The following is a 13,031-nucleotide window of genomic DNA, read 5'->3' on the forward strand; positions in this document are numbered from 1 at the left end:
CGGCGGAGGCCGTGCTGTCGAGGGCCGCGGGCGGCTCCTCCAGCGTGGTCTCCTCCGCGACCGTCACCGTCGGCCGCGGCCCGGAGCTCCGCCGCAACGCGGCAAGCCCACACCCGGCGCCGGATGCGCCACAGCAGCCGGCAGCCGACCGGGCCTCGGTTTCACAGGCGGCGTTCGGTTCGGTGGTCACCGGCGGGCCTTCTCCAGCAGGTCGCGGAGGACGGTCAGACCCTGGCAGACCTCGGTGAAGCTGGTGCTCAGCGGCGCCGGGCCGATGCGCAGCCCGTCCGGGCGGCGGTAGTCCGGGATGACGCCGCTGTCCCAGAGCGGCTCCAGGAACTCCTGGAAACCGTCCCGCCGCAGCGTCACGTGGCCGCCCCGCCGGGCCGCCTCGCGGGGACCGGCGACCTCGACCCCGTACGGCGCCAGCCACTCGTCCGCGATATCCAGCACCAGGTCGGTGAGCAGCAGCGACTTGGCGCGGACCGCCTCGATGCCGGCGTCGGCGAGCATGTCCAGGTTGGCGTGCAGGGGAACCATCGCCAGGATCGGCGGGGTGCCGCTGAGCAGCGCCCGGATCCCGGCCGCCGGCTCGTAGCCGGGTCCCATCTCGAACGCCGCCCGGTGCCCCATCCAGCCCTGGATCGGCTGCCGCAGCTCGCCCTGCAGCTCGTGCCGCAGGTAGGCGAAGGCGGGCGCGCCCGGCCCGCCGTTGAGGTACTTGTAGGTGCACCCGACGGCGAGGTCGACACCCCACTCGTCCAGGGCGATCGGCACCGAGCCGGCCGAATGGCACAGATCCCACAGGGTCAGCGCCCCGGCGGCGTGCGCGACCCGGTTGATCCCGGCGACGTCGGCCAGCCAGCCGGAGCGGTACGCGACGTGGCTGAACAGCACCAGCGCGGTGTCGTCGCCGACCACCCCGGCGACCTGCTCGGCGGTGATGCCGGCGGCCGGGTCGGTCTCGATCCACTCCAGGCGCAGGCCGCGTTCGGCGGCGACGCCCTCCAGGACGTACCGGTCGGTGGGGAAGTTGTCGGTGTCCAGCACGACGGTGCGGCGGCCGGGCCGGGCGTCGACCGCGGCCCGGGCCAGCTTGTACAGCAGCACCGTGGTCGAGTCGCCGATCACCGTCTGGCCGGCGGACGCGCCGAGCGCCACCGCGCCGAGCCGGTCACCGAGGGTGAGCGGCCAGTCCAGCCAGCTCTCGTCCCAGCCGCGGATCAGCCGGCCGCCCCACTGCTTGCGGATGAACTCGCCGACCAGCTCGGCGGTGGCTTCGAGGGGCCGGCCGAGCGAGTTGCCGTCGAGGTAGGAGAGCAGTTCGCCGGCGGGCGGGGTGATGAACCGCGACCGGTGCCCGGCGAGCGGATCAGCCGCGTCCAGGGCGGCGGCGCGGTCGAGCGGGCCGACGGTCAACGGGGCACTCCGATCTCGGTACGGACGGCGTACAGCTCGGGGAAGAATGTCAGATCGAGAGCGGCCTTCAGGAAGCCCACCCCGCTGGATCCGCCGGTGCCCCGTTTGAAGCCGATCGTCCGTTCCACCGTCTTGAGGTGCCGGAACCGCCACAGCTGGAAGTTCTCCTCCAGGTCGACGAGCTCCTCACAGGCCTCGTAGACGTCCCAGTTCTGATCGGCGTTCTCGTAGATGTGCTGGAAGACCGGGACCAGCTCGGGGTGGTACTCGTACGCCTCGGTGACGTCGCGTCGCAGGATCTCGTCCGGCACCTGGTGGCCGCGCCGGGCCAGGAAGTGCAGGAACTCGTCGTACACGCTGGGTGTGGCGAGCGCGTCGGCGAGCATCTCCCGCGCTTCCGGCTGGTCGTCGAAGATCTTCAGCATCTCGCGGTGCTTGTTGCCGAGCCGGAACTCGATCGCCCGGTACTGGTACGACTGGAAACCCGACGAGGTGCCGAGGAACGAGCGGAACTCCGCGTACTCCGACGGGGTGAGGGTCGCCAGCACCGACCACTGCTCGGTCAGGGTGCGCTGGATGTGCTTGACCCGGGCCAGCCCCTTGAGCGCGGGCCGCAGCTCGTCCTTGGCCAGGTGCTGCTGGACCGCACGCAACTCGTGCACGATCAGTTTCAGCCACAGCTCGGACGTCTGATGCTGCACGATGAACAACAGCTCGTCGTGGTGCTCCGGCACGCTGACCGGATGCTGAGCTCCGAGGATCTGCTCCAGGTGCAGGTACTCACCGTACGAGAGATTGACCTTGAAGTCCCTGACGATGCCGTCCTCGAGCGGCCGCTGTGCCGACATGACGATCCACCTCCTGCCTCAAGGAGATCACAGCGGCCCCCAGTAGACCCATCGGCCGTCGTGCCGGACGAACCGGCTCCGCTCCGCCATCACACCGGGCTGACCGCCATCGATGTAGTGTGCCCGGAACTCGACGGTCCCCTCCGCGTCGAAGACGCCACCGCCGCCGTGGTCCAGCACCTCCAGGCGCGTCCAGCGCAGCCCGGGGTCGGGCGCCACGGCCCGCGGCCGCGTCTCCGGATGCCAGGTCCGGAGCACATACTCCCTGTTGTCCAGCGCGTAGGCGCTGAAACGCGAACGCATCAGGGATTCCGGATCGGCTGCGGCCGCGCCCTGGTGCAGGCTTCCACAACATTGCTGGTACGGGCCACGACCGCACGGGCACACCGCAGCGGCGGGCCGGGGCCGGGGAGATCTACGAGCCATGCCCGCCAGTCTCCCGCACCACCTCCGGCCGCCCACGAGTCGCCCGCGATCCCCCGCAGCCCGCGAGCCGCCCGCGGTCCGCGGCCGTCGCCGATCAGCCGGCCTGTTGCTCGACCACGATTCCGCTGATCACTTTCTGACAGCGGTCGAGTTCCTCGATCAGTCCCTGCATCTCTTCGATGGCGGAGACCGCGTTCTGGGTGTCCGCCCGGATCCCACCGACCTGGGTCCCGATCTCGCTGGTCGCCGTGGCCGTCTCGTTGGCCAGGTCCTTGACCTCGCTGGCCACCACCGCGAAGCCCCGGCCCGCCTCACCGGCCCGGGCCGCCTCGATCGTCGCGTTCAGCGCGAGCAGGTTGGTCTGCTTGGCGATGGTCGCGATCAGCTGCACGACTTTGCCGATCTCGGTGCTGCTCGCCTCGAGCCGCTGGATCACCTGCACGGCCGTCTCGGCCGCCCGCACCGCCGCGTCGGTGGCCGCGGCCATGTCGTTGCTGACGTTCGCCAGCCGGTGCACGGAGTCGCGCTGCCGGTCCTGCGCCGACCAGTCCTGCTGGCCCCCACCGGCCGACCAGTCCTGCTGGCCCCCGGCCGACCAGCCGTCGCTCTGATCCCAGTCGGACATGGTGATAGCGGCCCCTCTCTGCCCGTCGCCACACAACATCCCATCTCTCCCACCGGCCGCGCGGCGTTTTCCCCGATCCGGTCACCCCCACCCGGCCGGCTCTCACCGCTGTCTCACCGCGCCCGAGACAGCCCTCAGAACCAGCCCGGCCTGACCCCGACCAACCAACCGGCTGGCCCTCACCGCTGTCTCGGCGCGGTCGAGACGACAGTCAGAACCATCGGCGTAAGCCCGGCCACCCGGCTGGCCGGCAATGCTGTCTCAGCCGCGCTGAGACAGCAGTGAGAACCGACTGGATGGCCGCAAGATGCTGCAAGTGAGAGCAAGAAACGATTCGTTTTTTGCATGGGACTGACGTAGTATTGCGAAGTGACGAAACGACTAGCCGAGGTGGCGAAGAAGGCCGGCGTCAGCGAGGCGACGGTCAGCCGGGTGCTCAACGGGCGCACCGGCGTCTCCCAGGCCACCCGCACGTCGGTGCTGACCGCGCTGGACGTGCTGGGTTACGAGCGGCCCACCAAGTTGCGCGGCGAGCGGGCCCGGCTCGTCGGCCTGGTCCTGCCCGAGCTGCAGAACCCGATCTTTCCCGCTCTCGCCGAGGTGGTGACCGGCTCGCTGGCTCAGCGCGGGTTCACCCCGGCGCTGTGCGCCCGCACGATCGGTGGCGTCCCCGAGTCGGATTATGTGGAGATGCTGCTGGACCACCAGGTGTCCGGGGTGATCTTCGCGGGCGGGTCCTATGCGCTGGCCGACGCCTCGCACGAGCACTATCTGCGGCTGGTCGAGCGCGGCCTGCCGGTGGTGCTGGTCAACGCGGGTGTCGACGAGCTGGGGTTTCCGCGGGTGTCCACCGACGACGCGGTCGCCGTCGAGCAGGCGTACGGGCATCTCCGCTCCCTCGGTCACGAGCGGATCGGCATGGTGCTCGGCCCGGCGGGGCACATCCCGTCCCGCCGCAAGCTGAACGCGATGCTCTCGGTGGCCGGCTCGGCGACGGAGGCGGAGGCTCTGGTGGAGCGGTCCAGCTTCTCCATGGAGGGCGCCCGGGTGGCGGCGACCAAGCTGGTCGAGCGCGGCGTGACCGGCATCGTCTGCGCCAGCGACGTCCTCGCGCTGGGCGCGATCCGGGCGGCTCGGCGGCTGGGCCGGGCGGTGCCGGGTGACGTGTCGGTGGTCGGGTTCGACGATTCGGCGTTCATGACCTGCACGGATCCGCCGTTGACGACGGTGCGGCAGCCGATCGAGACGATGGGCCAGGCGGCGGTGGACCTGCTGGTGAGCCAGATCGACGAGGGCCGCGAGTTCTCCGACGAGCTGCTCTTCGAGCCGGAGCTGGTGGTCCGCGGGTCCACGGGGCCGGCACGGAAGGACTGATCCACGGTACGGCCCACAGGCCGCCGACCACGTGGTCGGCGGCCTTTCTCGTACCCGCAATCGGTCCTGCCGTGCACTGGTCGCGTTTTTGCAATGGAAAATCGAAACCTTGCGGACACATGCTCGCCTCGTTACAGTGACGCCACTCACTACGAGCGAGAAACACCCGTGGTGACCACAACGCGAATCAGCGATGGCCATGGATAGAACACCCGTTCCCGAAGGGATGGACAGATGTCCGTACCGCAGTACCGGAAGGTCGCGGCGCTGGCGCTCGTGGCCGGCCTGGGACTCAGCCTGACGGCATGCTCCACCAAGAGCGACGACGGCGGGACCGACGCCGCCGGCAAGGTCACCATCACGGTCGACTGCCAGCCGGTCGCCGCGCAGAAGGAGCTTCTGGACAACTGGAACGCGGATGTCGCCGAGTTCCAGAAGCAGAACCCCGACATCGTGATCAAGAGCATCAGCGTCGGCCAGCAGTGCAACAACCCGCCGGACTTCACCGCCCGGCTGGCCGGGGGCACCACCACCGACGTGTTCTACGGCTACATGACCGACCTCCAGCAGGTGCTGGACTCCGGTCAGGCGATGGACATCACCTCGTACGTCAGCAAGGACACCGTCGCCACCTGGGACAGCGTCGATCCGGCGCTGAAGGAGGTCTTCACCGACGGCGGCAAGCTCTACGGCGTACCGGTGAAGAACTACTCGATGGGCCTGGTCTACAACAAGACGCTCTTCCGGAAGGCCGGCCTGGACGTCGACAACCCGCCGAAGACGTGGCCCGAGGTCCGGGCGGCGGCCAAGAAGATCAGCGCCACCGACAAGAGCGTGGCCGGGTACGCGGAGTACAGCGCCGGCAACACCGGCGGCTGGCACTTCACCTCGCTGCTCTACTCACAGGGCGGCCGGGTGCTGTCCGAGGACGGCAAGAAGGCCGCGTTCAACACCGCCGAGGGCAAGCAGGTCCTGCAGAACCTCAAGGACATGCGGTACGGCGACGACAGCATGGGCAGCCGCCAGCTGCTGCAGTGGGGCGACCTGCTGACCAACGCCGCCGCCGGCAAGGTCGGCATGTTCATCGGCGCGCCGGACACCACCCAGGCGATCGTCAGCCAGTTCAAGGGCAGGTTCGAGGACTGGGCGGTCGCTCCGCTGCCGGGTCAGACCGACCTGGCCAAGACCACGCTCGGCGGCGGCGAGGGCTACTTCTTCAAGAAGGACCTTACCAAGGAGCAGGTGGAGGCCGGTCTGAAGTGGATCGCCTACCAGAAGCTCACGCCGGGCAAGGGCCAGTTCGACTACGTCCGGGCCAAGCCGCAGAACTACCCGGTCGGCCTGCCCCAGCCGCTGCTGTTCGCCCCGGGCAGCGAGGCGCAGAAGCAGGAGGTCGAGCTGCGCAAGGCCAATGCGAACGTGCCGATCGAGAACTTCCAGCTGTTCGAGGACAAGCAGTTGCCGATCGTCGGCGAGCCGCGCGACGCCCAGGCGATCTACGCGATCCTCGACTCGGCGATGTCCGGGGTGCTGACCGACCCGAACGCGAACATCGACACGCTCCTCAAGACCGCCGAGGAGAAGGTCGATCAGCTGCTGGCGGCCGGTAGCTGAGCATGGCCCTCCTCACCGCCCCCGCCCCGGCGCCGGTCGCCGAGGCGGGGGTCCTCAAGAAGCGCCGCAAGCTGCACGACGACCTGACCGGGCACGGGTTCCTGATCGGGGCGGTGATCTGTTTCGCCGTCTTCATGTGGTACCCGATGATCCGCGGGCTGGTGATGAGCTTCCAGCGCACCCGCCGTGGTGTCACCACCTGGGTGGGCTGGGACAACTACGTCCGGATCATCGACGACCCGAGCTTCTGGATCGCCTGGCGGAACACCTTCACCTTCACCGGGCTGGCCCTGGTCCTCGGGTTCGCGCTGCCGTTCGTCGTGGCGATCGTGCTCAACGAGTTCCGGCACGCGAAGGGTTACCTGCGGATCCTGGTCTACCTGCCGGTCATGCTGCCGCCCGCGTCGGCGCTCTACCTGTTCAAGTTCTACGCTTACGACCCGAGTGAGGCGGGCCTGTTCAACGCGCTGCTGACGGCGGTGGGCCTGCCGACGTCGGAGTGGATGCAGTCGCCGGCGATGACGATGCCGGCCATGGTGATCGCCTCGACCTGGATGAACATGGGCGGCGCGGTGCTGATCTACCTGGCCGCGCTGCAGAACATCCCGGGCGAGCTGTACGAGGCCGCCGAACTGGACGGCGCCGGCATCCTCAAGCGGATCTGGCACGTCACCGTCCCGCAGACCCGGCTGATCCTGGCCCTGCTCGCGATGATGCAGATCGTCGCGACCATGCAGTTGTTCATCGAGCCGCTGATCCTGGCCAACGGGGCCGGCACGCAGGACTCGGCCACCTCGGTCGCGTACCTCATCTACCAGCACGGCTTCTTCCAGAACGACCTGAACGGCGCCGCCGCCCTCGGCGTGATCATGCTGGTCGTGCTGGCCGCCTTCTCCGCGATCTATCTGCGGCTGAGCACCCGGGGGGACTCATGAGCCGGACCCTCGTCTCGTCCACCCAGCTCCGGCGGGGCCGCGTCCTCTACTGGGGCCTGCTGACCCTGGTCGTGGTGGTGTTCACCCTGGTCTTCCTCGGGCCGCTGTACTGGATGGTGACCGGGGCGCTGAAGTCCGGCCAGGAGATCGCGCAGACCCCGCCGACGCTGTTCCCGAAGGATCCGCAGTTCGGCAACTACGCCGACGCGTGGAACCAGCTGGACCTGGCGAAGCTGCTGTTCAACACGGTGTACTACGCGGCCGGCGCGGTGCTGTTCCAGCTGGTGCTGGACACCTCCGCGGCGTACGCGCTGTCGAAGCTGCGCCCGGCCTTCGGCAACGCGATCCTCGGCGCGATGCTGGCGACCCTGCTGATCCCGGCGATGGTGCTGATCGTCCCGCAGTACCAGACGGTGATCGACCTGCCGGTGCTGAACCTCAGCCTGATCGACTCGCCGTTCGCGATCTGGCTGCCGATGGTCGCCAACGCCTTCAACATCTTCCTGCTCAAGCGGTTCTTCGACTCGATCCCGGACGAGATCATGGCGGCCGCGTTCGTGGACGGGGCGTCACCGCTGCGGACCCTCTGGTCGATCATCCTGCCGATGTCGCGGCCGATCCTCGGCGTGGTGTCGATCTTCGCGGTGACCGCGGTGTGGAAGGACTTCCTCTGGCCGCTGCTGGTCATGCCGCATCCGGAGACCCGCACGATCAGCGTCGGCATCTACGCGTTCGCGGCGGGCACGCCGCAGAACGTGGTGGTCGCGGCCTCGGTGATCGCCGCACTCCCGACCGTGATCATCTTCCTGATCTTCCAGCGCAACATCATGTCCGGCCTGACCACAGGCAGCCTCAAGGGATGAAAGAGGTACCAGTGTCCACTCCTTGGTGGCGCGACGCGGTGATCTACCAGGTGTACCCGCGGAGCTTCGCGGACGGCGACGGGGACGGGGTCGGTGACCTCGCCGGGGTCCGCGCGCGCCTCGGCCATCTGCGCGATCTCGGTGTCGACGCGATCTGGATGAGCCCGTGGTACCCGTCGCCGATGGCCGACGCCGGTTACGACGTGTCCGACTTCCGCGACATCGACCCGGCCTTCGGCACCCTGGCCGAGGCGGAGGCGCTGATCGCCGAGGCGCACGAGGCGGGCATCCGGATCATCATCGACATCGTCCCCAACCACGTCTCCAGCGAGCACCCGTGGTTCCGAGCGGCATTGAAGGGTGGCAAGGAGCGGGACTACTTCTGGTTCCGTAAAAGCCAAAATATGCCTACAAAATGGATCGGGGAGTTCGGCGGTACGGCGTGGAGCCGGACCCCGGACGGCGAGGACTGGTACCTGCACCTGTTCACCCCGCAGCAGCCGGACCTGAACTGGGAGCACCCGGACGTGCGCGCGGAGTTCGAGAGCATCCTGCGGTTCTGGTTCGACCGGGGCGCCGACGGCATCCGGATCGACTCGGCGGCCCTGCTGTTCAAGGACCCGGCGCTGCCCGAGGTCACCGACGGCGCGCCGCACCCGTTCCACGACCTGGACGCGGTGCACGACGTGTACCGGTCGTGGCGGCGGATCGCCGACGAGTACGACGACCGGGCGCTGATCGGCGAGGTGTGGATGCCGGACGTCGAACGGTTCACCAACTATCTGCGCGCGGACGAACTGCACGCGGCGTTCAACTTCGACTTCCTCGGCTGCGCGTGGGACCCGTACCTCATGCGGTCCTGCATCGATCGCACCCTGGACGCGCACGCCCGCGTCGGCGCCCCGCCCACCTGGGTCCTGTCCAACCACGACGTGACCCGGCACGTCACCCGGTACGGCCGCACCGACACCACGTTCAGCTTCGAGAACAACCTCGACGGCGTCCCGGTGGATCTCGAGCTGGGCACCCGGCGGGCCCGGGCGGCCGCGCTGCTGACCCTGTCGCTGCCCGGCGCGGCCTACCTCTACCAGGGCGAGGAGCTGGGCCTCTGGGAGAACGAGAACATCCCGGAGGACCAGATCCAGGATCCGATGTACGCCCGTCGCGGCCACACCCGGGACGGATGCCGGGTGCCGCTGCCGTGGTCCGGCGACGCGCCGCCGTACGGCTTCACCGAGGGCCGGCCGTGGCTGCCGCAACCGGCCGAGTGGAAGGACCGGACCGTCCAGGCGCAGACCGGCGACCCCGGCTCGATGCTGGAGCTGTACCGCTCGGCGATCCGGCTGCGCACCTTCCGCGACCAGGGTTTCGCCTGGCTGCCCGGTGACGACCGGGTGCTCGCCTACACCCGCGGGCCGGAGTTCGCCTGCTACCTCAACCTCGCCGGCCGGCCCGTCAGGCTGCCGGACGGTTCCACCCCGATCCTGGCCAGCGGCCCTCTCGACGACGGATGTCTTCCCCCCGACACCGCCGTGTGGCTGCGAGCCAGGTGACTCGTCCAGGCGACGCGGCCTGGGTGCACCATCCCGTCCCGTAAGAAGAGAGGCGCTCCCATGTCTCGACTACGGGTGCTCGCGGTCACCGCGGGCATCATCGCCGCACTCCTCCACGCACCGGCCGCCGCCACCGCGGCCGGTCCCAACCTCGCTGCCGGGAAGTCCTTCACCGCCGGCGGCCACTCCCAGGTCTACACCGCCGGCAACGCCGGTGACGGCAACGCGAACAGCTATTGGGAGAGCGCGAACGGCGCCTTTCCGCAGTGGATCCAGGTCGACCTCGGCGCCACCACCGAGATCGACCGGGCGGTCCTGAAGCTGCCGCCGGCCGCCGCCTGGGCCACCCGCACCCAGACGGTGACAGTCCAGGGCAGCACGAACGGCACCTCGTTCACCACCCTGAAATCCTCCGCCGGTTACACCTTCGACCCGGCCTCGGCGAACACCGTCACCGTCGGCCTCACCGCTGTCAGCGTCCGCTTCGTCCGGCTGACGTTCACGGCGAACACCGGCTGGCCCGCCGCGCAGCTCTCCGAACTGGAGATCTACGGGCCGGGCGGCGAAGAACCGCCGCCGCCGACCGGGACGAACCTCGCGGCGAAGAAGCCGGCCGAGGCGTCCTCCACGGTGCACACCTTCGCGGCGGTCAACGCCAACGACGAGGACACCGCCACCTACTGGGAGGGCGGCGGGCTGCCGGCCGACCTGACCGTCAAGCTTGGCGCGAACGCGGCCCTGACCTCGGTGGTCGTCAAACTCAACCCGGCAGGCGCGTGGGGCGCCCGGACACAGACCTTCGCGGTCCTCGGCCGGGCACAGGACGGCTCCGGGTTCACCACGGTCGCGGCCGCCAAGGCGTACGCCTTCGATCCCGCCTCCGGCAACACCGTGACCATTCCGGTCTCGGCGACCCTCGCCGACCTGCGCCTCTCCTTCAGCGGCAACACCGGGGCGCCGAGCGGGCAGGTCGCGGAGGTGCAGGCGTTCGGCTCTCTCGCGCCCAACCCGGATCTGACCATCACCGGCACCGGCTTCTCCCCCGCAGCCCCGGTCGAGACGGACGCGATCACCGCGTCGGCCACGGTCCGCAACGCGGGCACGGCGCCGTCCGCCGCCACCAACGTCAACTTCTACCTGGGTACGGCCAGAGCAGGGACCGTGGCCGTCCCGTCGCTGGCGGCCGGTCAGTCACAGACGGTGTCGGCGAGCATCGGGGTAAAGGACTCCGGCAGCTACCAGTTGTCGGCGAGGGTCGACGAGGCCGGCACAGTCGTCGAGACCAACGAGGCGAACAACGCGTGGACCCACCCGTCCGCGCTCGTCGTCACCCCGGTGAGCAGCGCCGACCTGATCGCCTCCACTGTCACGTGGACGCCGGCCACCCCGGCGCCCGGCGCCGCGGTGTCGTTCGCCGTCACGCTGCGCAATCAGGGCTCGGCCGCCACGTCGTCCGGCGCGCACGGCGTGACGGTGACGATCCTCAGCGGCTCATCGGTGGTCCGCACCCTGACCGGGTCGTACACCGGCACCCTGGCCGCCGGCGCCTCGACAGTCCTCAACCTCGGTTCGTGGACCGCGGCGAACGGCCGCTACACGGTCCGGACGGTGGTCGCGCCGGACTCCGCGGAGCTGCCGGTCAAGCAGGCCAACAACACCAGCGAGAAGCCGTTCTTCGTGGGCCGCGGCGCGAACATGCCGTTCGACTTCTACGAGGCCGAGGACGGCCAGACCGGCGGCGGCGCGGCAGTCGTTGGGCCCAACCGCAAGGTCGGTGACCTGGCCGGGGAGGCGTCCGGCCGCAAGGCGGTCACCCTGAACCAGACCGGCGCGTACGTCCAGTGGACCAGCCGGGCGGCGACGAACACGGTGGTCGCGCGGTTCTCCATCCCGGACGGCACGACCAGCTCGGTGAACGTCTACGTCAACGGCACCCTCAACCGGAGCCTGCCGCTGACCTCGAAATACGCCTGGCTGTACGGCAACGAGGCGGCCCCGCAGAACTCCGGGACCAACCCGCGGCACATCTACGACGAAGCGAACATCATGCTGACCGGATCGTTCCCGGCGGGCAGCACGATCAAGCTCCAGAAGGACGCCGCCAACGCCGGGCCGATCGCGATCGACTTCATCAACCTGGAGCAGGTCACGGCCATCGCCAACCCGGACCCGGCCCGCTACGTGGTGCCGACCGGTTTCGATCAGCAGTCGGTGCAGAACGCCCTGGACACCGCCCGGCAGGACACCACCAAGGTCGGCGTCTACCTTCCGGCGGGCGACTACCAGACCTCCAACAAGTTCCAGGTGTACGGTCGGGCGCTCAAGGTCGTCGGCGCCGGACCGTGGTTCACCCGCTTCCACACGCCGTCCACCCAGACCGAGACGGACGCCGGCTTCCGGGCCGACGCCACCGCCAACGGATCGACGTTCGCGGACTTCGCGTTCTTCGGCAACTACACGATCCGCATCGACGGGCCCGGCAAGGTCTTCGACTTCGCCAACGTCAGCGGCATCACCATCGACAACATCTGGGCCGAGCACGTGGTCTGCCTGTACTGGGGCGCGAACACCGACAACATGGTGATCAGGAACGCGCGGATCCGGAACACCTTCGCCGACGGCGTGAACATGACCAACGGCTCGACCGGCAACCTGGTCGACAACAACGAGGCCCGGGCCACCGGCGACGACAGCTTCGCGCTGTTCTCGGCGATCGACGCGGGCGGCGCCGACGAGATCAACAACGTCTATTCCAACCTCACGTCGATCCTGACGTGGCGGGCCGCCGGCATCGCCGTCTACGGCGGGTACGCGAACACGTTCAAGAACATCTACATCGCCGACACCCTCGTGTACTCGGGCATCACGATCAGCTCACTGGACTTCGGGTACCCGATGAACGGGTTCGGGGCCGACCCGCCGACCGTCTTCGACAACATCTCGATCGTCCGGGCCGGCGGCCACTTCTGGGGCGACCAGGTGTTCCCGGCGATCTGGGTGTTCTCCGCGTCGAAGGTGTTCCAGGGCATCCGGGTCTCGAACGTGGACATCGTCGACCCGACGTACTCCGGGATCATGTTCCAGACCAACTACGTGGGCGGGCAGCCGCAGAACCCGATCAAGGACACGGTCTTCACCAACGTGTCGATCACCGGGGCGCAGCGCAGCGGTGACCAGTACGACGCCAAGTCCGGTTACGCGGTCTGGGCCAACCCGATGCCGGAGGCCGGCCAGGGTCCCGCGGTCGGCTCGGTGACCTTCAACAACCTGCAGCTCAGCGACAACTACCGGGACATCGAGAACCCGACCGGCACCTTCACCATCACCCGCAACTAGAGACCCACGGGGAGGAGCGTCGCCCGCGCAGCCGGCGC

10 protein-coding genes are annotated in these 13,031 nt (G+C 69.1%); 6 read left to right on the forward strand and 4 right to left on the reverse strand.

The genetic code is table 11. The features are described 5' to 3' along the window. Window positions 1–186 precede the first annotated feature (186 nt). The 4 genes from Aut01nite_RS09635 to Aut01nite_RS44240 all read right to left on the reverse strand — a co-directional run bounded on the left by Aut01nite_RS09635 (window position 187) and on the right by Aut01nite_RS44240 (window position 3,318). Window positions 187–1,419: a kynureninase gene (locus Aut01nite_RS09635; protein WP_043523014.1), complete on the reverse strand. Its 1,233-nt coding sequence runs from the start codon at window positions 1,417–1,419 to the stop codon at window positions 187–189. Beyond that, window positions 1,416–2,267, reverse strand: coding sequence for a tryptophan 2,3-dioxygenase (gene kynA, locus Aut01nite_RS09640; RefSeq protein ID WP_043523015.1), 852 nt, complete (start codon window positions 2,265–2,267; stop codon window positions 1,416–1,418). The genes Aut01nite_RS09635 and kynA overlap by 4 nt, the downstream gene beginning before the upstream one ends. A 27-nt stretch (window positions 2,268–2,294) precedes the next feature. Further along, window positions 2,295–2,654 (reverse strand): YchJ family protein, encoded by a 360-nt coding sequence (locus Aut01nite_RS09645; protein WP_373871461.1) that lies wholly within the window; start codon window positions 2,652–2,654, stop codon window positions 2,295–2,297. 133 nt (window positions 2,655–2,787) lie between these two features. Then, window positions 2,788–3,318, reverse strand: a complete 531-nt coding sequence (locus tag Aut01nite_RS44240; protein WP_043523018.1) for a methyl-accepting chemotaxis protein — start codon at window positions 3,316–3,318, stop codon at window positions 2,788–2,790. Window positions 3,319–3,687: 369 nt separating this feature from the next. Between Aut01nite_RS44240 and Aut01nite_RS09655 the strand changes: the two genes are divergently transcribed. The 6 genes from Aut01nite_RS09655 to Aut01nite_RS09680 all read left to right on the forward strand — a co-directional run bounded on the left by Aut01nite_RS09655 (window position 3,688) and on the right by Aut01nite_RS09680 (window position 12,993). After that, window positions 3,688–4,692, forward strand: coding sequence for a LacI family DNA-binding transcriptional regulator (locus tag Aut01nite_RS09655; protein WP_043523019.1), 1,005 nt, complete (start codon window positions 3,688–3,690; stop codon window positions 4,690–4,692). Window positions 4,693–4,926: 234 nt separating this feature from the next. After that, on the forward strand, window positions 4,927–6,306 hold the full coding sequence (locus Aut01nite_RS09660) for an ABC transporter substrate-binding protein (protein ID WP_043523020.1): 1,380 nt from the start codon (window positions 4,927–4,929) through the stop codon (window positions 6,304–6,306). A gap of 2 nt (window positions 6,307–6,308) precedes the next feature. After that, window positions 6,309–7,241, forward strand: coding sequence for a carbohydrate ABC transporter permease (locus tag Aut01nite_RS09665; protein ID WP_043523022.1), 933 nt, complete (start codon window positions 6,309–6,311; stop codon window positions 7,239–7,241). Next, window positions 7,238–8,104 (forward strand): carbohydrate ABC transporter permease, encoded by an 867-nt coding sequence (locus tag Aut01nite_RS09670; RefSeq protein ID WP_043523024.1) that lies wholly within the window; start codon window positions 7,238–7,240, stop codon window positions 8,102–8,104. The genes Aut01nite_RS09665 and Aut01nite_RS09670 overlap by 4 nt, the downstream gene beginning before the upstream one ends. Then, window positions 8,101–9,657 carry a glycoside hydrolase family 13 protein gene (locus Aut01nite_RS09675; RefSeq protein ID WP_043523025.1) on the forward strand — a complete coding sequence of 519 codons (1,557 nt, stop codon included), beginning with the start codon at window positions 8,101–8,103 and terminating at the stop codon, window positions 9,655–9,657. Before Aut01nite_RS09670 ends, Aut01nite_RS09675 begins: the two co-directional genes overlap by 4 nt. A gap of 60 nt (window positions 9,658–9,717) precedes the next feature. After that, complete coding sequence (locus Aut01nite_RS09680) at window positions 9,718–12,993, forward strand: galactose-binding domain-containing protein (RefSeq protein WP_204037486.1); 3,276 nt, start codon at window positions 9,718–9,720, stop codon at window positions 12,991–12,993. Window positions 12,994–13,031: the final 38 nt, after the last annotated feature.

Origin of the sequence: Actinoplanes utahensis (assembly GCF_016862455.1) — a bacterium.
Taxonomy (GTDB): Bacteria; Actinomycetota; Actinomycetes; order Mycobacteriales; family Micromonosporaceae; genus Actinoplanes; species Actinoplanes utahensis.